An 18,694-nucleotide genomic window follows, 5' to 3' on the forward strand; every position below is an offset into this window, starting at 1 on the left:
CGCTTAGCTTAGCCCAGAAAAAAAGACCGCGATATGCGGCCTTAGTCGAGTATGTCGTTGTTCAAACAGCAACTAGCGGGCGTAAGTGGCTGTTAGTGTTGCCTTACCCAATGCATTGGCATTAAGCATAAAACTGACTACCGCAGCACTGGCATCATCCGGTACTGCCAGGGTTTCTTCTGGTAAGGCCCAAACGGTAAACTGATAGCGGTGCATGCCATGGCCCTCTGGCGGGCAGGCGCCGCCAAATTCTTTGCTGCCATAATCATTTTTAAAAGTACGACAGCCAGGGGGTAAACGGCCATTGCCAACGCCTTGAGCAAAACCGGTGGCATCGGCCGGAATATCCGTGACCAGCCAGTGCCAGAAACCTGAACTGGTCGGTGCATCCGGGTCAAACACGGTAACGGCATAACTTTTAGTGTTCTGTGGTGGGTTTTGCCACTCAAGCGCCGGTGAAACGTTATTACCATTACAACCAAAGCCATCAAATTCATGATCTTTGGCCATAAAATGACCTTCCTGCAGATCAGGGCTGCTGAGGGTGAAGCGTGCTTCCGTCATATTGCCTCCATTATAAATAAATTTAGTTTGTGAATACTCACTTATACTGAGATAGCCACTGGCTAAAGGCCTGACCGGGCATAGCCCCTGCTTGCTGCGCCAGAACCTTGCCTTGTTTAAATAACATTATGGTAGGAATAGAGCGAATATTAAACTGTGCTGCTAATTGTTGTTGCTGTTCGGTATTAATCTTACCGAAGCGGAATTGTGGCTCGAGCTCTTGAGCAGCCTGGTTAAACACCGGCGCAAAGTTTTTACATGGCCCACACCAGCTGGCCCAGAAATCAACCACCAATGGCAGTTCTGCTTTATTGGCATGGGCGGCAAAGTTAACTGAGGTCAGCTCCAATGGCTGCTGAGTAAACAGCATCTGTTTGCATTTGCCACAACGTCCCTCAAGTGCGGTTTTGTCGGCCGGCAAACGATTCAAACTATTACAATTCGGGCAGGCAACAATCATGACACTCTCCAGCGAACAGGTATAGCGTGTTATATAGCGTTAGTTCAGGGTTTTTTAAAGCCTGAATTAAAAACTTACCTGCTGCCAGTCGGTTTTACTGTCAAAACTAAGGGTTTTAATCGCGCCGCGCCCTTCAATATTTACAGTGTTAATTTGCGCTGGCCACAGTCCCTGCAACGCATTGTGCTTTATACGCAGGCCGGCAATTTCCGCCGGAATAGCCGCTTCCTGATATACCCAGTAAAAGCGGCCATCCAACTGGCCACCTACCAGCGACAATGGCAGTGGCTCACCTGATAACCGGGCTATACTGAAATGGTCACTGACATAACCATTAAACAACTGCTGCGTCTGCTCACTGTTGAGTAAATCAGCGTTTTTATCAAACAACTGCTTCACCCCATGCTCAGCATCATGCACGTAAAAACGATGCATCACTTCAATATTGCCGCTGCGTGGATTAAACAGCACTTTACTCAGTGCTGTTTTCAGCTCGTGGGCTGCCAGTTGGCCACAGCAGCAAGCCAGTAACAGCAGACTCAGCAAGCCGCGCATTAGTTGCCGCCCTGCTCTGTTGACTTATCGGTCTCTGATTTTTTTGCCGGATCTTTCACTTCGGTTTTAATGTCCTGCATAATATCGCGGCTGACTTTAGCTTTACTTTTCTCCGATTTATAAGCCTCAATCCGTGATGGCACTATCCGTCGTGGATAAAAGTTATTTTCAATATCGACATCGGCAGTTTCCCATTTCGGATCGACAATCACTTCCTGCAATACTTTGTCTTTGGCCGTAACAATCAGTTTATTAACCGCCTTTGGACTACGACGCCAGATCTCAGCAGGAATATACTGCTGTTCGCTGCTACCATCGGCATAATTCAGCTGCAGTAAAATAGGCATGACCAGGCCGCCTTTGTTACTAAACTGGAGTACATAGTAGTTTTTATCTTCGGCAACGGCTCGCTCAAAGGCTTTACGCTCCCAGGGCTCGAGTTCATGCAAAAATTTGTTGTACGCATTACGCTCTTTATTGGTGACAGTGAAACGATCGTTGTCATCATAAAAATCGCGCACATCCGGATTCTGATCGACCCACAGCACTTTATTTTCTGCTTTATTGCGCTCAACAAATAGCGAAACCGGCTTATCCAGCTCCTGCTGACGTTCACGCTGAAAGTCGATATCCGGGTTTTTAGTATCTAAGCGCAGCTGAAATACTTTATCCAGCGCAATATCGACATGGTCAGTGCTGTAAAACCAACCCCGCCAGAACCAGTCCAGATCAACGCCACTGGCTTCTTCCATGGTACGGAAAAAATCAGCAGGAGTAGGCCGTTTGAACTTCCAGCGGGCGGCATATTCTTTAAAGGCGAAATCAAACAGTTCCCGGCCCAAAATGACTTCACGCAATATATTTAACGCTGCAGCAGGCTTGGTATAGGCATTCGGGCCCAAACGCAGCACACTGTCAGACTGGGTCATAATAGGAACCTGCACGTCTGACTTCATATAATCAACAATGTCACGCGGCTCCACTCCCCATGGAATCGTCGGATCCCATTCCCTGCCAGCTACGCCATCCAGAAAGCTGTTTAAGCCTTCGTCCATCCAGGTCCATTGCCGCTCGTCAGAGTTCACGATCATCGGAAAATAAATATGGCCGACTTCATGAATTACCACGCCGATTAAAAAACGCTTCTCAGCCTGCGAGTAAGTACGGCTGCCATCATCCTGCAATTTGGTGCGCGGGCCGTTAAAGGTAATCATCGGATATTCCATGCCGCCTACCGGGCCATTAACCGATTGCGCCACCGGATAAGGATAATCGAATGAAAAACGGGAATATACTTCCATGGTATGGACCACAGCTTCGGTAGAATACTTCTGCCACAACTCGCCGCCTTCTTTGGGATAAAACGACATTGCCATAACAAAGGGTTGTTCGCTGCCACCTTGCTGGTAGCCTTTAGCATCCCAGATAAATTTACGTGATGATGCCCAGGCAAAATCCCGAACTTTGCTGGCTTTAAAATGCCATGTTTTGGTTTGATCAGTGCCGGCTTTCTCGTTCTCCAGCGCTTCTTGTTCGGTTACAACAAATACTGGCCGCTTCGCCGTTTTCGCTTGCTCCAGCCGGTTTATTTGCTCGCGGTTTAATACTTTACTGCTGTTTTGCAGCTCACCCGTCGAGGAAACAATATGGTCTGCCGGCACCGTCAACTTAACGTCATAGTCACCAAACTCCAGGGTAAATTCTCCCCGGCCTAAAAACTCTTTATTGGTCCATGCTTCATAATCGGTATACGCCACTAAGCGCGGAAACCACTGCGCCAGTAAAAAAATATCATTGCCGCCTTCACGCGCATCATCCGGGAAATGCTCATAGCCGGCACGGGCCGACACGGCATCTTCTTCTACAATATTAAAGGCAAAATCTAAACTGAAATCGACTTGCTGGCCTGGTTTTAACGGCTTGTCCAGGTCAATCCGCATCAAGGTACCGACCATTGTTACCGGCAGTGCTTTACCGTTACTGCTTTTTACATTGGAGATCTGAAAGCCCAGTTCGTTATCTGCCATAAACTGCTGACGGCGTAACTCCTCCAGACTTAAACGGGCGGTAATTTCACCTTCACCGATAGAAGTGGCCGGTCCACGGCGACCAACACCACCAAAATCGGTGGTCATTTCCGCCATCGAATCATTTTTAAAAATATTCTGATCAAGGTGCAGCCACAAATACTTCAGAGTATAAGGTGAATTGTTCAAATAGCTGATTTGCTGCTTAGTGCTTAACTGACGTTTAGCTTCATCCAGCACCACGTCCATTTTATAATTAACCTGCTGCTGCCAGTACTGCTGGCCTGGCTCTCCGGCTGCGTTACGATAAATATTCGGTGTTGGCAGCACTTCGTCTAACTGCCGGAACTTATCTTCAAAGTCCCCTTTGGTCTGGCGGATAGCACCGTTAGCAGACACCTGGGCGCACAGTAACGTGGTTAACAGGCCTAACAGTATTATGGATAGTGATTTAGAAGGTTGAGATGATCGACGTGTGGAAAGTCGGGACCAGACTGCAGGCATAACCAGGTACTCTCTTATTATGTAACGCATAAAAACAAGCCGACTACGATAAGGAACTTCTGGCTGCTAAACAAGCAGCGTTCAGCACGTATAACAGTGATTCTGTCGCCAAAAAAAAGCCCCGCAAAGCGGGGCCTGATCATAAAGCGGTTTAACGAATATTAATCGCGCGGTTTGCGTGGTGCACGAGGTGCGGCACCCGGCCGTGGGCCAGGACCACTGCGACGCTCACCAGCACTGTTTGGCGTGGCGTTACCTGCTGCACTACCGGTATCAATACTGATATTCAGCTTTTGCTTACGCACATACACTTTTTTCAGATGCTGAAAAATTTCAGCAGGAATGTTCGCCGGTAATTCAACCGTACTGAAATGGTCAAATAACTTTATATTGCCAATAAACTGACTGTCGATATTCGCTTCGTTGGCAATAGCACCAACAATATCACCCGCACGGACACCGTGCTCTTTGCCTACTTCAATCCGGTAATTGTTGTAATCACCTTTCATTTCGCGGCGTACCCGTGGCCCACGATCTGGCCGTTCGCCTGAGCGCTCATTGCGCTCACCTGAACGTTCCGGACGGTCACTACGCTCACGCCGCGGCCGCTCTTCCCGCTCACCACGTGCGTGCGGCTGACGTAATTCCGGAAATTGCTTGGCCACATTTAATGGCTGATCTTTCTGAGCTAAAAACAACAAAGCGGCAGCCAGATCAACATCGGTGGTTTCAAGCTTTTCACGCCAGTCGGTTACCAGCTCCTGAAAGAAACTCAGGTTCTGTGTTTCAATAGTTTGTGCCAGTTGCTCACGGAACGATTCTATCCGACGCTGCTCAATCACCTGACCGGTAGGTAGCGACATTTGCTCGATAGGCTGCTTGGTTGCGTGCTCAATGGTCCGCAATAAACGACGTTCGCGTGGGGATACAAATAATATTGCTTTACCTTCGCGACCCGCACGGCCGGTACGACCAATCCGGTGTACATAAGCTTCGCTGTCGTACGGAATGTCGTAGTTAACCACCAGGCTAATACGCTCAACATCCAGACCACGGGCAGCAACATCTGTTGCTACTATGATATCAATCTGACTGGCCTTCATCCGGCGAATGGTTTGTTCCCGGTGTGCCTGGTTCATATCACCATTTAAACAGGCTACTGCGTAGCCACGGGCGCCGAGTTTTTCAGCAATTTCTTCTGTGGCACTTTTAGTGCGTACGAACACAATGCTGGCATCGTATTCTTCACCTTCAAGTAAGCGGGTCAACGCATCCAGCTTCTGGTTTGAATCCAGTAATACATAACGCTGGGTGATCCGCTCCACCGTACTGGTTTTCGAAGCAATTTTAATTTCTTCCGCATTTTTTAAATGCTTTTGCGCAATCGCCCGAATTTGCGCTGGCATAGTTGCAGAGAACATCGCAACCTGACGACCTTTAGGGGTGGCATCCATAATGGTTTGCACATCGTCGATAAAGCCCATGCGTAACATTTCATCAGCTTCATCCAGAACGATAGCCCGCAGCTTATCCAGCTTCAGCGTGCCACGATCTAAGTGATCAAGTATCCGGCCGGGGGTACCGACAATAACCTGAGAGCCGCGCTTTAACGATTTAAGCTGGTTGGTATAACTCTGACCACCATACAATGGCAGTACATGAAATGCTGGCATATAACGCGCATAAGCCTGAAAGGCCTCAGCGACCTGAATCGCCAGCTCACGGGTAGGTGCCAGCACCAGAATTTGTGGATCATTTTGCGCTGGGTCCAGCCGCGCAAGTAAAGGCAGAGCAAAAGCACCGGTTTTACCGGTACCCGTTTGCGCCTGGCCTAACACGTCTTCACCAGCTAATAGTTTTGGAATAGCCGCCGCCTGGATAGGCGAAGGGGTTTCATAACCAAGTTCAGTGACCGCGCGCACCAGCGGTTCCGGCAGCATTAGCTGGGAAAAAGACAAAGTTTCAGACATACGTTGTTATAACCTCAATCACACGCAGGCTTGTTGGTAAGTGCTATTGTTGTTTTTACCTGGCCTGCAATGCAGTAAAAACACGAAAGCGGGCAAAAGACATAGCTTTTCCCGATTTTATTCCAGTAGTATAGCCAAACATTTAACACCTGGAGGCATTCATGATAGAAATCCTCGTTGGCAGCCAAATGGGCGCAGCGGAATATGTGGCAGAACAAGTTGCTGAAACACTGGTACAAGCGGGATATGAAACTAAACTTCATCTTCAACCCGATTTGGATCAGCTAAACCCGACTTGCATCTGGTTAGTGATCACATCCACCTATGGCGCAGGAGATCTGCCTGATAATATTCAACCCTTTGCGGATCAATTAGCACAAGATCGGCGTGATCTTACCACACTTTCTTTCGCCGTGATCACTTTAGGTGACTCCAGTTACGATACTTTTTGTCAGGCGGGCAAAACACTAAGCCAATTGATACAGCAACACGGCGCAAAACCCTTGTTGGCAAACCTGGAAATAGACGTACTTACCGCTGATTTACCTGAAGATCAGGCGCTGGTCTGGTTACCGAAATTACTTAACAGCATAAAAAAAGGCGAGTGATTACCACTCGCCAAAACACAAGTATCTCAGGAAGAACAGATAACTTATTACTGCTCCCGGTTGACCTCAGCAATAAAACCAACCAGCAGCTACTCTACCTCACCATGCCGTTATTGACTTAACAATTCCCTGATAAAGCGTTGATAAAATAGGTTATCAACCAGATCTGGGCCTGTTCAGCTGAGATCCTTACCCCCATGTTATCAACAATGTTTAAAATTAATAATTTAAAATGTGTATAACTATAGGTTTATCCGGTTATTAACCTGTACTTATACCCTTAATAAAAAAAATATCAGCCGACGCTGTGCATAAGTAGCCATGTTGTCCACCTGTTCAGAGAGAGTTGATCCAACCTTGATCACAGGATCTGATCTTAATTAAGCTATTGATCCCATATCGTTATAATTGCTTATCCACTGAAAACAGGCTGCTTAATAGTAGTAGTAGTAAAAGATCTTTAAAAAGATCTTATATATATAAGTGCGATCCAGATCCGTTTTAGGCGTTTCACAAATGGCCGGATCGCGCTACAATACGTGCCCTATTTTTAAGCGGCTTTTCAGCCAGAGTTGAGGCAGATATGTTGTATCAAGAATCCTTTGATGTGATCGTTGTCGGTGGAGGCCATGCTGGCACCGAAGCTGCTTTAGCTGCTGCACGTATGGGGTTACAGACATTATTATTAACCCATAACGTTGAAACGCTGGGACAGATGTCGTGTAATCCGGCAATTGGTGGTATTGGCAAAGGCCACCTGGTTAAAGAAATTGATGCCCTTGGTGGTGCAATGGCAATAGCGGCCGACAAAGGGGGTATTCAATTCCGAACCCTGAACAGTTCAAAAGGCCCTGCGGTACGTGCAACCAGAGCACAAGCTGATCGCCAGTTATATCGGGCAGCAATTCGGCAAACCCTGGAAAACCAGCCTAATTTGCGGATTTTTCAACAAGCGTGTGATGATCTGATAGTAGAAAACGACCAGGTGAAAGGTGTCGTCACTCAAATGGGCTTAAAATTTAGTGCTAAATCTGTGGTGCTAACGGTAGGAACCTTCTTAGGTGGTCAGATTCATATTGGTTTAGAACAGTTTTCTGGTGGCAGAGCAGGCGATCCACCTTCAATCGCCTTAGCAAAACGTTTACGTGAACTACCATTTCGGGTTGACCGATTAAAAACCGGCACACCACCGCGTATAGATGCCAGAACGGTTGATTTTTCAGTTATGCAAGCCCAACCTGGTGATAACCCAACCCCGGTATTTTCATTTTTAGGGCGCCATAGTGATCATCCGCCGCAAATTCCTTGTTACATAACCTATACCAATGAGAATACCCATCAGGTTATCCGCGATAATCTGGATCGATCGCCGATGTATACCGGAGTTATTGAAGGGATTGGGCCGCGATATTGCCCGTCGATCGAAGACAAAGTCATGCGCTTTGCTGACAAAGATAAACATCAGATCTTTATTGAACCAGAAGGTCTGACAACGCACGAACTATATCCAAACGGTATTTCCACCAGTCTGCCTTTTGATGTTCAGTTATCAATAGTTCGCTCAATCAAAGGCATGGAAAATGCCCATATAACACGGCCGGGTTATGCTATCGAGTACGACTTTTTTGATCCGCGGGATCTCACCAGTTCTTTACAAACTAAATTTATTAAAGGCCTGTTTTTTGCCGGTCAAATTAATGGTACTACCGGTTACGAAGAAGCCGGCGCCCAGGGATTACTGGCCGGTCTGAATGCCGGGTTATTTGCCACTGAACGTGAAGCCTGGGCACCAAGCCGCGATCAGGCCTATTTAGGCGTACTGGTTGATGATTTAACCACTCAGGGCACGAAAGAACCCTACCGGATGTTTACCAGCAGGGCCGAATACCGATTAATGTTGCGTGAAGATAATGCTGATGCCCGATTAACAGCAAAAGGCCGGGAGTTTGGCTTAGTAGATGATCAGCGTTGGCAGGCGTTTAACGAAAAAATGGAAAAAATTGAGCTGGAGCGGCAACGCTTGCGCCAAAGTTGGATCAATCTGCAGCATCCCGCATTAGAGGCGGTAAATCAGCTGCTTAAAAAACCATTAAGTCGCGAAGCCAGTTTAGAAGAATTGGTACGCCGGCCGGAAATGACCTATCAGCAATTGGTCAATATTACTGATTTGGGGCCAGCATTAGCGGATCCTATCGCTGCCGAACAGGTAGAAATTCAAATTAAGTACGAAGGTTATATTAACCGCCAGCAGGATGAAATTGCCAAACAACAGCGCAATGAAGCGACAAAATTGCCCGCTGCATTTGATTACAGTTCGGTAAAAGGCTTGTCGAATGAAGTCATTATGAAGTTAAATCAACACCAGCCGGCTACCGTGGGCCAGGCATCACGGATATCGGGCATTACCCCGGCGGCAATTTCGTTGCTGTTGGTTTATCTGAAAAAGCAGGGTTTACTAAGAAAATCTGCTTAACCCGCCATAAATAAGCCTGAAAGGATCACTATGCTTGATAAACTGCGCCAGCTGGTAGCACAAACCAGCTTGCAACTAAGCGTCAGTCAGCTGCAACAGTGTATTGAGTATGTACAGTTACTGCATAAATGGAACAGTGCATATAATTTAACCTCGGTGCGTGACCCTGAAGATATGCTGGTGAAGCATGTGATGGATAGTCTGGTGATTGCCCCTCATTTGCAGGGCGATCACTTTATTGATGTTGGCACAGGCCCGGGGTTACCTGGTGTGCTGCTGGCAATTTATTACCCACAGAAAAACTTCACTCTGCTTGATAGTCTGGGCAAACGGATCCGTTTTTTAAATCAGGTAAAATTGCAGCTTGGCTTAACCAATATTCAGCCGTTGCAAAGCCGGGTTGAAGATCACCAGCCCACGCAGCACTATGATGGCGTAATAAGCCGGGCGTTTGCTTCCACTGCCGATATGCTGCAATGGTGCCGCCATTTACCGGCGCCAACAGGTCGTTTTTACGCAATGAAGGGCGCGGCAGTGCAAGAAGAAATTGCAGCTTTGCCGGATTTTGTTAAAGTAAGCGCAGTTATACCATTGCAGGTACCTGAACTTGATGCCAGCCGGCATTTGGTTATCCTTACCAGCACTTAACCATAATGAGGGAGCCTTGTGGGTAAAATAATCGCCATTGCCAATCAGAAAGGTGGGGTAGGAAAAACCACCACCGCTGTTAACTTAGCGGCGTCAATGGCGGCTACCAAGCGAAAAGTGTTGTTAATAGATTTGGATCCGCAAGGCAATGCGACCATGGGTAGCGGGGTTGATAAGTATGAAGTACATGCCACCGCCTACGAATTACTGATCGAACAAAAACCGCTGGTCGAAGTCGTGGTTAAAGAAACCACTGGTGGTTATCACCTGGTCGCGGCTAATTCTGACGTTACTGCCGCAGAAGTGCGGTTGATGGACGTATTTGCCCGGGAGCTGCGTTTACGTACCGCGTTAAAAGACTACCGCAGTAGCTATGATTTTATTTTCATCGACTGCCCGCCTTCTCTGAATATGTTAACCGTTAACGCCATGGCCGCTGCTGATACCGTATTGGTGCCGATGCAGTGTGAGTACTTTGCCCTGGAAGGCCTGACGGCGTTGGTTGATACCATCAATAAATTGGCGGCGGTAATCAACGCTGATTTAAAAATTGAAGGTATTTTGCGAACGATGTACGACCCACGTAATCGCCTGGCAAACGATGTGTCGGAGCAGTTAAAACAACATTTTGGTGACAAAGTGTACCGGGCTGTGATCCCCCGTAATGTCCGTCTTGCCGAAGCGCCAAGTTTTGGTACGCCGGTCATGTATTACGATAAAAATTCAACCGGCGCAAAAGCTTACCTGGCATTAGCCGGCGAAATTCTGCGCCGCTCAGAAAAAAAAACCAGTGGTCAGGCAACCTCAGTATAGCCACACATAGCTAAAGGATATTTTTGCGCATGTCGGTAAAAAAACGCGGTTTAGGCCGGGGCTTAGATGCTTTACTTACGTCGAATAAAACGACGGAGCAAAACAGTGTCAATCAGCAGTCGGCTGAACTGCAAAAATTACCCGTTGAATTTTTACGACCTGGTAAATATCAGCCGCGCAAGGACATGTCGCAGGATGGATTGGAAGATTTAGCCAGTTCAATCAGAGCCCAGGGCGTTATTCAGCCAATTGTGGTGCGCCTGGTAAGCGATAACAGTTATGAAATTATTGCCGGTGAACGGCGTTGGCGCGCGGCGCAGCTGGCTCGTCTGGCCGAAGTACCCTGTCTGATTAAAAATGTGCCTGATGAAGCAGCAGTGGCGATAGCATTGATTGAAAACATTCAGCGTGAAGATCTGAATGCAATGGAAGAAGCCGTAGCACTGGATAGACTACTAACCGAATTTGAACTGACCCATCAGCAAGTGGCGGATGCGGTAGGTAAATCCAGAACTACGGTAACCAATTTATTGCGCTTAAATGCCCTGAATGACGATGTTAAGGTATTGCTGGAACACGGCGATATTGAAATGGGTCATGCCCGGGCGTTACTGGCATTAACCGATGACAGCCAGTCTGAAACGGCAAGGCTGGTAGCGCATAAACAATTAACGGTGCGCGAAACCGAAAGCCTGGTGCGGCGCATTCTCGAGCCGAAAGCACCGGCCGCAAGTAAAGCTAAAGACCCAGATGTTGATGCATTAGAGCAACGTTTAAGTGAACGTTTTGCCGCCCCGGTGCAAATAATGTACAACAAAAAAGGAAAAGGTAACCTGATAATTAATTACAGCAGTCTGGCGGAACTGGATGGTATTTTAGCCAAAATGCAATTAGCCGAGCACGATTAAGCATTTTATTTCGCCAAGATAAGGACAACATGCGACTAAAACCGCTTTTTGTTGCAAATCAGGGGCAAATAAGTATACTTTCGCAAGTTTTTTCTACCCCTGCATGGGCTATTACAATGAGGGGTACAGTGGCAGAAAATATCGCAACCCAGGCCAGAAAATCAGCATATTTCGCCGTGCTGGCTCAGGTGATAGTCGCCGGTTGTATTGCACTGGCGTTTTTTTTGCTGGCTGACAGTGCCGGGGCTAAATCAGCCTTTAAAGGTGGCTTAGCGGCAGCGGTACCAAATTTTGTTTTCGCTTTCTTTGCGTTTCGTTACAGCGGCGCAGAACAGGCTGAAAGAATATCGGCGGCGCTGATGCGCGGCCACAGCTTAAAAGTATTGTTAACTGTTATATTGTGTGCAGTAGTGTTACAACAGGAGCATTTAATACCAGAAGCGTTTATTACTGGTTTCCTGATCACCCTGCTGACACAATGGACAGCACCGTTTTTCTTTAAACTTTAAACTATTGGGATGAAACATGGCTGCAGGTGAAGAGTTAACACTGTCTGGCCATATTCAGCACCACCTTACTAACGCAAAAATGTGTACTGTCGATGGCAGTGTCGTTTTTAATAAAGCGTGTAGCGAGGCCGGGTTCTGGACATGGCATGTCGATACCTTAGCGTGGTCTATTGGCCTTGGCATTTTATTCTTGTGGATATTCCGCAGTGTGGCGAAAAAAGCCTCTGTTGGCGTACCTGGCAAGTTACAATGCTTTGTAGAAATGGTGGTCGAGTTTGTGGCGGCCAACGTCAGAGACACTTACCACGGTAAAAGTAAATTAATCGCACCACTGGCATTAACTATTTTTGTCTGGGTGTTTTTAATGAACCTGATGGACTTAGTGCCGGTTGATTTCCTGCCCGCTTTTGCTGGTTGGGTTGGCGCGACCTTTTTTGGTATGGATCCGCACAACGTTTACATGAAAATTGTACCCACCACTGATATCAATATGACCGCAGCGTTGGCTATTGGCGTGTTTATTTTGATGATCGGTTACTCTATCCGGATTAAAGGTGTACTGGGCTTTATTAAAGAGCTGACGTTGCACCCTTTTAACTCATCAAATATCGTTGTACAGATTTTACTAATCCCGTTTAATTTACTGTTGGAAACTATTGCATTAGTTTCTAAGCCATTTTCACTGGCGCTGCGGTTATTCGGTAACCTGTATGCCGGTGAGCTGATTTTCATCCTGATTGGTGCGATTGGTCTGGCGCAACTGCCGTTGCACTTTGTCTGGGCCGTATTCCATATTCTGGTCATTGTGTTGCAGGCGTTCGTGTTTATGATGCTGACCATTGTGTACTTAAGTATGGCCAGTTCGGACAACCATTAATTTTTTACTTTAACTTTAACTTTAACTATAGAAATATCGGAGATAAAAATGGAACTAGTATTAGGCCTTAAATATATCGCAGTTGCTCTGTTAATCGGTTTTGGTGCTATCGGCACTGCAGTAGGTTTCGGCAACATGGGTGGTAAATTTTTAGAAGCTTGTGCCCGTCAACCGGAACTGGCCCCTTCACTGCAAGTTAAAATGTTTATCCTTGCTGGTCTTATCGATGCCGTAGCTATGATTGGCGTAGGTATTGCGATGGTATTGTTGTTCGTTCTGTAATTGAAGGTTTTAATCGTCGAACAACTAAATAAGGAGGAGCGGACGTGAACTTAAACGCCACTCTGTTAGGTGAATTAATCGCTTTTACCGTCTTCGTACTTTTTTGTATGAAGTTTGTATGGCCGCCACTGATGAATGCCATCGAAGCGCGCCAGCAAAAAATTGCTGACGGTTTAGCAGCATCTGATCGGGCTGAAAAAGACCTGGCTCTCGCCCAGGATAAAGCTAAAGATCAGTTAAAAGATGCTAAAGCGCAAGCTGCTGAGATTATAGAGCAAGCGAGAAAACGCGAAGCAAAAATGATTGAAGAAGCGGCCCAGAAAGCGAATGCTGAGCGGGATACTATCCTGGCGCAGACCAAAGCCGAAATTGAAGCGGAACGAAACCGTTTACGTGAAGATTTACGCAAGCAGGTAGCTGCCTTGGCGGTAGCCGGTGCAGAACGTATTCTGCAACGTTCTATCGACGAAGCTGCTCACAGCGACATTCTGGAAAAACTGGTACAAGAACTGTAATGGGGATGAGCTATGTCTGATTTGACGAATATCGCTCGTCCGTACGCTAAGGCGGCTTTCGATTTTGCTGTAGAGCAAAAAGCGTTAGATGCCTGGCTGCAAATGCTGGCGTTTGCTGCGCAAGTAGCAGAAAACGACCAGGTTGCAGCACTACTGCGTACTTCTGGTATTGCTGAAAAGCAAGCCGACCTGTTTCTTCAGGTATGTGGTGAGCAACTCAATGAGCAGGGCCAGAACTTTATAAAAGTACTGGCAGAAAATCACCGCTTGTTGGCGTTGCCTGAAGTATTGGTTGCTTTTGTTGAACATAAAGCGGCGTATGAAAAGGAAATTACCGTAGACGTAATTTCTGCTACTGCCCTGGATAAAGCTCAACAAGAAAAGCTGATAGCTGCATTATCGCAACGTTTGGCACGCAAAGTTAAATTGAACTGTAGCGTCAATCCTGACATGGTCGGCGGCATGCTGATCAAAGCAGGTGACATGGTAATTGATGGCTCGGTCCGCGGTAAGCTGGATCGTTTAGCAACTGCGCTGCAGTCGTAATTGGGGAATAGAGTATGCAACTGAATTCCACTGAAATCTCAGAACTGATCAAAAGTCGTATTGCTCAGTTTGAAGTGGTCAGTGAAGCTCGTAACGAAGGTACTATTGTTCAGGTAACTGACGGTATTATCCGGATTAATGGCCTTGCTGATTGTATGCAAGGTGAGATGATCGAGCTTCCTGGCAATCGTTATGCTATCGCGTTGAACTTAGAGCGCAACTCGGTAGGTGCCGTAGTAATGGGTCCGTATGCGGACTTAACCGAAGGCACTAAAGTAAAAAGTACCGGCCGTATTTTAGAAGTACCGGTAGGCCCACAGCTGTTAGGCCGTGTGGTAAATACCTTAGGTGCGCCAATTGATGGTAAAGGCCCGATTGAAGCTGCAGGCTACGCGCCAGTAGAAAAAATTGCGCCGGGTGTAATCGACCGTCAATCAGTCGACCAGCCAATGCAAACCGGTTATAAATCGGTTGATGCCATGATCCCTATCGGTCGTGGCCAGCGTGAATTGTTAATCGGTGACCGTCAGACCGGTAAAACCGCATTAGCCATTGATGCCATTATCAACCAGAAAAACACCGGTATTAAATGTGTTTATGTCGCCATTGGTCAGAAAGCTTCTACCATTGCCAACGTAGTACGCAAGCTGGAAGAACACGGCGCCCTGGCCAATACCATCGTCGTGGTTGCTTCCGCTTCTGAAGCGGCTGCCCTGCAGTTCCTGGCACCGTATTCTGGCTGTACCATGGGTGAATACTTCCGTGACCGCGGTGAAGATGCGCTGATTGTATACGATGATTTGTCCAAGCAAGCTGTTGCTTATCGTCAAATCTCGTTGCTGTTACGCCGTCCGCCAGGTCGTGAAGCGTACCCGGGTGACGTATTTTATCTTCACTCACGTCTGCTGGAACGCGCATCACGGGTTAATGCTGACTATGTTGAGCGTTTAACCAATGGTGAAGTAAAAGGTAAAACCGGTTCTTTAACCGCACTGCCTATTATCGAAACCCAGGCTGGTGACGTATCTGCGTTCGTACCAACTAACGTAATCTCGATTACTGATGGTCAGATCTTCTTAGAATCTGATTTATTTAACGCCGGTATCCGCCCAGCGGTTAACGCCGGTATTTCAGTATCGCGGGTTGGTGGTGCAGCGCAAACTAAAATCATCAAGAAATTAGGTGGTGGTATTCGTCTGGCATTAGCTCAGTACTCTGAACTTGCCGCGTTCGCGCAGTTCGCGTCTGACTTAGATGAAGCAACCCGCGCCCAGTTAGAGCACGGTCAGAAGGTTACTGAGCTGATGAAACAGCTGCAGTATAGCCCAATGAGCGTTGGCGAAATGGGTGTGTCAATTTTCGCTATTGAAAAAGGTTTTCTGAAAGATATTGAAGTAGCCAAAATCTTAGATTTTGAATCTGCTTTAATCAGCTATATGAAAGCCGAACATGCCGAGCTGATGGCTGATATCGCGAAAACCGGTAACTACAACGATCAAATCGAGTCGTCGCTAAAAGCGGCCATTGAGAAGTTTAAAGCAACTCAGACTTGGTAAATTACGCGGGTGGTTACGACCACCCCGTTCGTTGAATGAAACGGAGATACAGTCATGGCCGGTGGTAAAGAGATAAAAAGTAAGATCGGGAGTATTAATAATACTCGCAAGATCACCAGTGCTATGGAAAAAGTTGCGGTCAGCAAAATGCGCAAAGCGCAGGAGCGCGTAGCTGCAACACGCCCATACGCTGAAGGTATGCGCAAAGTTATCGGTAATATTGCTCAGGGCAACATCGAGTATCGTCATCCGTATTTATCGGAGCGTGACGTGAAACGGGTTGGCTACATTATTATTTCAACCGATCGCGGTCTTTGCGGTGGCCTGAATACCAACGAGTTTAAGAAAGTTGTGCTGGAAATGAAAAGCTGGAAAAGCCAGAACGTGGAAGCAGAGTTTGCCGTTATCGGTAACAAAGCGACGGCGTTTTTTAAGCGTTTCGGCGGTAAAGTTGTAGCACAACAAACGGGTTCAGGTGACGTACCACGTTTGGCTGATGTGATTGGTACAGTTAAGGTAATGCTGCAAGCTTACCTGGAAGGCCGTATCGACCGCTTATTCCTGGTATACAACACCTTTGTGAATACCATGAAGCAAGAGCCAGTGATCGATCAACTCTTACCTTTGCCCCAAGCAGAAGTTTCGCCAAAAGAGCATAACTGGGATTACCTGTACGAGCCGGACCCGCAACCTATTTTAGATATGTTGCTGGACCGCTACATCGAGTCACAGGTTTACCAGGGTGTTGTTGAAAACGTCGCCAGCGAACACGCAGCGCGTATGGTGGCTATGAAAGCCGCTACCGACAACGCCGGTAATTTAATGGATGACCTGAAGCTGGTGTATAACAAAGCACGTCAGGCCGCTATTACCCAAGAGCTCAGCGAAATTGTCGCAGGTGCGGCAGCTGTAGGCTAAGGTGAACAGTTTTGAGAAATTTGAGGAAACATCATGAGTCAAGGTAAGGTCGTCCAAATCATTGGCGCCGTTGTGGATATCGATTTTCCACAAGAAGCGGTACCTAGCATCTATGACGCGTTAAACGTGACTGACGGTGATCTGGCTGGGTTAGTGCTGGAAGTGCAGCAACAGCTGGGTGGCGGTACAGTTCGTACTATCGCAATGGGTACCACTGACGGTTTACGTCGTGGCGCTCAGGTTGGAAATTCAGGAAAAGCCATTCAGGTTCCTGTCGGTAAAGCGACCTTAGGTCGTATTATGGACGTATTAGGTAACCCGATTGACGAAGCGGGCCCTATCGGTGAAGAAGAGCGTTGGTCAATCCACCGCGCTGCACCTTCATACGAAGAGCAGGCTGCATCAAACGCCCTGTTGGAAACCGGTATTAAAGTTATCGACTTGGTATGCCCGTTCGCCAAAGGTGGTAAAGTAGGTTTGTTCGGTGGTGCCGGTGTAGGTAAAACCGTAAACATGATGGAATTGATCCGGAACATCGCGATCGAACACAGCGGTTACTCAGTATTCGCCGGTGTAGGTGAGCGGACCCGTGAAGGTAACGATTTCTATCATGAAATGAAAGACTCTAACGTTCTGGATAAAGTATCGTTAGTATATGGTCAGATGAACGAGCCACCAGGTAACCGTTTACGCGTAGCGTTAACCGGCTTAACCATGGCAGAGAAGTTCCGGGAAGAAGGTCGCGACGTACTGTTTTTCGTGGATAACATCTACCGTTATACCCTGGCCGGTACTGAAGTATCAGCCTTGTTAGGCCGGATGCCATCAGCAGTAGGTTATCAGCCAACATTGGCTGAAGAGATGGGTGCGTTACAAGAGCGTATCACCTCTACTAAAACCGGTTCTATCACCTCAATTCAGGCGGTATACGTTCCTGCGGATGACTTAACTGACCCATCACCAGCTACTACCTTCTCGCACTTAGATGCAACGGTAGTACTGAGCCGGAACATTGCTTCACTGGGTATTTACCCGGCAATCGACCCACTGGATTCTACCTCACGGCAGTTAGATCCGCTGGTTATCGGTAAAGAGCATTATGACGTAGCCCGTGGCGTACAAACGGTACTGCAGCGTTACAAAGAACTGAAAGACATTATCGCCATCTTAGGTATGGACGAATTGTCAGATGAAGACCGGACCCTGGTTTACCGTGCGCGGAAAATTCAGCGTTTCCTGTCTCAGCCTTTCTTCGTAGCTGAAGTATTCACTGGCTCGCCAGGTAAGTACGTACCGCTGAAAGAAACTATCCGTGGTTTTAAAGGCATTCTGGAAGGTGAATACGATCACATGCCAGAGCAGGCTTTTTACATGGTAGGCTCTATCGACGAAGCGATCGAAAAAGCGAAGAAGCTTTAAGCAACCAGGCTTTAGGAGAGCGAAATGGCGATGACAGTGCAACTGGATGTAGTAAGTGCTGAAGAGAAAATTTTCTCTGGCCTTGTCGAGTCCGTGCAGGTCACAGGCAGTGAGGGCGAGTTAGGTATTTTACCTTTTCACGCCCCGTTACTGACTCCTCTGAAACCTGGCATGGTCCGTATCGTGAAGCAGTTCGGTGAAGAGCACGTAATATATGTAGCCGGTGGCGTACTTGAAGTACAACCCGACAGCATTACCGTGCTGGCTGATATTGCGGTACGTGGCGAAGACTTGGATGAGCAGGCTGCGTTAGATGCCCAGAAACGGGCAACCGAAGCGATGCAACACGCCGGTGCAGATTTCAATTATGCTGAAGCGGCAGCGCAACTGGCCGAGGCCATTGCCCAGCTGCGGGTAATTCAGAAACTGCGCAAAAAGTAAGTTTAAGCTTGTCAGAAAAGCCACCTGCGGGTGGCTTTTTTATTTGGTAAAACGTTAACCGCCCCTGCAATCTGTGGCGATATCTATTAGAATAAGTACCA

The 18,694-nt window shown here is 47.4% G+C and carries 19 protein-coding genes; 14 read left to right on the plus strand and 5 right to left on the minus strand.

Annotation, left to right across the window (positions count from 1 at the left end):
• Nucleotides 1-72: 72 nt before the first annotated feature.
• The 5 genes from B2X65_RS08525 to B2X65_RS08545 form a co-directional block, all read right to left on the minus strand.
• Nucleotides 73-564, minus strand: a complete 492-nt coding sequence (locus B2X65_RS08525; RefSeq protein ID WP_290611960.1) for a YbhB/YbcL family Raf kinase inhibitor-like protein — start codon at nt 562-564, stop codon at nt 73-75.
• A gap of 37 nt (nt 565-601) precedes the next feature.
• Nucleotides 602-1,024 carry a thioredoxin TrxC gene (trxC, locus tag B2X65_RS08530; RefSeq protein ID WP_414631417.1) on the minus strand — a complete coding sequence of 141 codons (423 nt, stop codon included), beginning with the start codon at nt 1,022-1,024 and terminating at the stop codon, nt 602-604.
• Between the two features lie 66 nt (nt 1,025-1,090).
• Nucleotides 1,091-1,579 carry a DUF6702 family protein gene (locus B2X65_RS08535; protein WP_290611962.1) on the minus strand — a complete coding sequence of 163 codons (489 nt, stop codon included), beginning with the start codon at nt 1,577-1,579 and terminating at the stop codon, nt 1,091-1,093.
• Complete coding sequence (locus B2X65_RS08540) at nt 1,579-4,005, minus strand: M1 family metallopeptidase (protein WP_290611964.1); 2,427 nt, start codon at nt 4,003-4,005, stop codon at nt 1,579-1,581. Before B2X65_RS08540 ends, B2X65_RS08535 begins: the two co-directional genes overlap by 1 nt.
• A gap of 266 nt (nt 4,006-4,271) precedes the next feature.
• On the minus strand, nt 4,272-6,080 hold the full coding sequence (locus B2X65_RS08545; protein WP_290611966.1) for a DEAD/DEAH box helicase: 1,809 nt from the start codon (nt 6,078-6,080) through the stop codon (nt 4,272-4,274).
• A 161-nt stretch (nt 6,081-6,241) separates the two neighbouring features.
• Here B2X65_RS08545 and mioC point away from each other — a divergent pair, with 161 nt between their 5' ends.
• The 14 genes from mioC to B2X65_RS08615 all read left to right on the plus strand — a co-directional run bounded on the left by mioC (nt 6,242) and on the right by B2X65_RS08615 (nt 18,593).
• A complete protein-coding gene (mioC, locus tag B2X65_RS08550; RefSeq protein WP_290611967.1) occupies nt 6,242-6,688 on the plus strand; it encodes an FMN-binding protein MioC in 447 nt (148 codons plus the stop codon).
• Nucleotides 6,689-7,271: 583 nt separating this feature from the next.
• Nucleotides 7,272-9,161, plus strand: coding sequence for a tRNA uridine-5-carboxymethylaminomethyl(34) synthesis enzyme MnmG (mnmG, locus tag B2X65_RS08555; RefSeq protein ID WP_290611969.1), 1,890 nt, complete (start codon nt 7,272-7,274; stop codon nt 9,159-9,161).
• Between the two features lie 30 nt (nt 9,162-9,191).
• Nucleotides 9,192-9,809, plus strand: coding sequence for a 16S rRNA (guanine(527)-N(7))-methyltransferase RsmG (gene rsmG / locus B2X65_RS08560; RefSeq protein WP_290611971.1), 618 nt, complete (start codon nt 9,192-9,194; stop codon nt 9,807-9,809).
• 18 nt (nt 9,810-9,827) lie between these two features.
• Complete coding sequence (locus B2X65_RS08565) at nt 9,828-10,622, plus strand: ParA family protein (protein ID WP_290611972.1); 795 nt, start codon at nt 9,828-9,830, stop codon at nt 10,620-10,622.
• Between the two features lie 29 nt (nt 10,623-10,651).
• Nucleotides 10,652-11,530, plus strand: a complete 879-nt coding sequence (locus B2X65_RS08570; protein WP_290611974.1) for a ParB/RepB/Spo0J family partition protein — start codon at nt 10,652-10,654, stop codon at nt 11,528-11,530.
• A 128-nt stretch (nt 11,531-11,658) separates the two neighbouring features.
• Nucleotides 11,659-12,039: an ATP synthase subunit I gene (locus tag B2X65_RS08575; RefSeq protein ID WP_290611975.1), complete on the plus strand. Its 381-nt coding sequence runs from the start codon at nt 11,659-11,661 to the stop codon at nt 12,037-12,039.
• Nucleotides 12,040-12,055: 16 nt separating this feature from the next.
• Complete coding sequence (gene atpB / locus B2X65_RS08580) at nt 12,056-12,916, plus strand: F0F1 ATP synthase subunit A (RefSeq protein ID WP_290611976.1); 861 nt, start codon at nt 12,056-12,058, stop codon at nt 12,914-12,916.
• Nucleotides 12,917-12,964: 48 nt separating this feature from the next.
• Nucleotides 12,965-13,198: a F0F1 ATP synthase subunit C gene (gene atpE, locus B2X65_RS08585; protein WP_011329631.1), complete on the plus strand. Its 234-nt coding sequence runs from the start codon at nt 12,965-12,967 to the stop codon at nt 13,196-13,198.
• Between the two features lie 44 nt (nt 13,199-13,242).
• A complete protein-coding gene (gene atpF, locus B2X65_RS08590; RefSeq protein WP_290611980.1) occupies nt 13,243-13,713 on the plus strand; it encodes a F0F1 ATP synthase subunit B in 471 nt (156 codons plus the stop codon).
• 12 nt (nt 13,714-13,725) lie between these two features.
• Nucleotides 13,726-14,259: a F0F1 ATP synthase subunit delta gene (gene atpH, locus B2X65_RS08595; RefSeq protein WP_290611981.1), complete on the plus strand. Its 534-nt coding sequence runs from the start codon at nt 13,726-13,728 to the stop codon at nt 14,257-14,259.
• A 14-nt stretch (nt 14,260-14,273) separates the two neighbouring features.
• On the plus strand, nt 14,274-15,815 hold the full coding sequence (atpA, locus tag B2X65_RS08600) for a F0F1 ATP synthase subunit alpha (protein ID WP_290611983.1): 1,542 nt from the start codon (nt 14,274-14,276) through the stop codon (nt 15,813-15,815).
• Nucleotides 15,816-15,869: 54 nt separating this feature from the next.
• Nucleotides 15,870-16,733: a F0F1 ATP synthase subunit gamma gene (gene atpG, locus B2X65_RS08605; RefSeq protein ID WP_290611984.1), complete on the plus strand. Its 864-nt coding sequence runs from the start codon at nt 15,870-15,872 to the stop codon at nt 16,731-16,733.
• 33 nt (nt 16,734-16,766) lie between these two features.
• Nucleotides 16,767-18,152 carry a F0F1 ATP synthase subunit beta gene (atpD, locus tag B2X65_RS08610; RefSeq protein WP_290611985.1) on the plus strand — a complete coding sequence of 462 codons (1,386 nt, stop codon included), beginning with the start codon at nt 16,767-16,769 and terminating at the stop codon, nt 18,150-18,152.
• A gap of 24 nt (nt 18,153-18,176) precedes the next feature.
• Nucleotides 18,177-18,593: a F0F1 ATP synthase subunit epsilon gene (locus B2X65_RS08615; protein ID WP_290611986.1), complete on the plus strand. Its 417-nt coding sequence runs from the start codon at nt 18,177-18,179 to the stop codon at nt 18,591-18,593.
• Nucleotides 18,594-18,694: the final 101 nt, after the last annotated feature.

It is taken from the genome of Arsukibacterium sp. UBA3155 (assembly GCA_002364615.1).
GTDB lineage: Bacteria > Pseudomonadota > Gammaproteobacteria > Enterobacterales > Alteromonadaceae > Alishewanella.

Bases quoted from the DNA above. Each gene is read 5' to 3' on its own strand.
- B2X65_RS08525 (WP_290611960.1), bottom strand. From the start codon at position 564: ATGACGGAAGCACGCTTCACCCTCAGCAGCCCTGATCTGCAGGAAGGT.
- trxC (WP_414631417.1), bottom strand. From the start codon at position 1,024: ATGATTGTTGCCTGCCCGAATTGTAATAGTTTGAATCGTTTGCCGGCC.
- B2X65_RS08535 (WP_290611962.1), bottom strand. From the start codon at position 1,579: ATGCGCGGCTTGCTGAGTCTGCTGTTACTGGCTTGCTGCTGTGGCCAA.
- B2X65_RS08545 (WP_290611966.1), bottom strand. From the start codon at position 6,080: ATGTCTGAAACTTTGTCTTTTTCCCAGCTAATGCTGCCGGAACCGCTG.
- mioC (WP_290611967.1), top strand. From the start codon at position 6,242: ATGATAGAAATCCTCGTTGGCAGCCAAATGGGCGCAGCGGAATATGTG.
- mnmG (WP_290611969.1), top strand. From the start codon at position 7,272: ATGTTGTATCAAGAATCCTTTGATGTGATCGTTGTCGGTGGAGGCCAT.
- rsmG (WP_290611971.1), top strand. From the start codon at position 9,192: ATGCTTGATAAACTGCGCCAGCTGGTAGCACAAACCAGCTTGCAACTA.
- B2X65_RS08570 (WP_290611974.1), top strand. From the start codon at position 10,652: ATGTCGGTAAAAAAACGCGGTTTAGGCCGGGGCTTAGATGCTTTACTT.
- atpB (WP_290611976.1), top strand. From the start codon at position 12,056: ATGGCTGCAGGTGAAGAGTTAACACTGTCTGGCCATATTCAGCACCAC.
- atpE (WP_011329631.1), top strand. From the start codon at position 12,965: ATGGAACTAGTATTAGGCCTTAAATATATCGCAGTTGCTCTGTTAATC.
- atpH (WP_290611981.1), top strand. From the start codon at position 13,726: ATGTCTGATTTGACGAATATCGCTCGTCCGTACGCTAAGGCGGCTTTC.
- atpA (WP_290611983.1), top strand. From the start codon at position 14,274: ATGCAACTGAATTCCACTGAAATCTCAGAACTGATCAAAAGTCGTATT.
- atpG (WP_290611984.1), top strand. From the start codon at position 15,870: ATGGCCGGTGGTAAAGAGATAAAAAGTAAGATCGGGAGTATTAATAAT.
- atpD (WP_290611985.1), top strand. From the start codon at position 16,767: ATGAGTCAAGGTAAGGTCGTCCAAATCATTGGCGCCGTTGTGGATATC.
- B2X65_RS08615 (WP_290611986.1), top strand. From the start codon at position 18,177: ATGGCGATGACAGTGCAACTGGATGTAGTAAGTGCTGAAGAGAAAATT.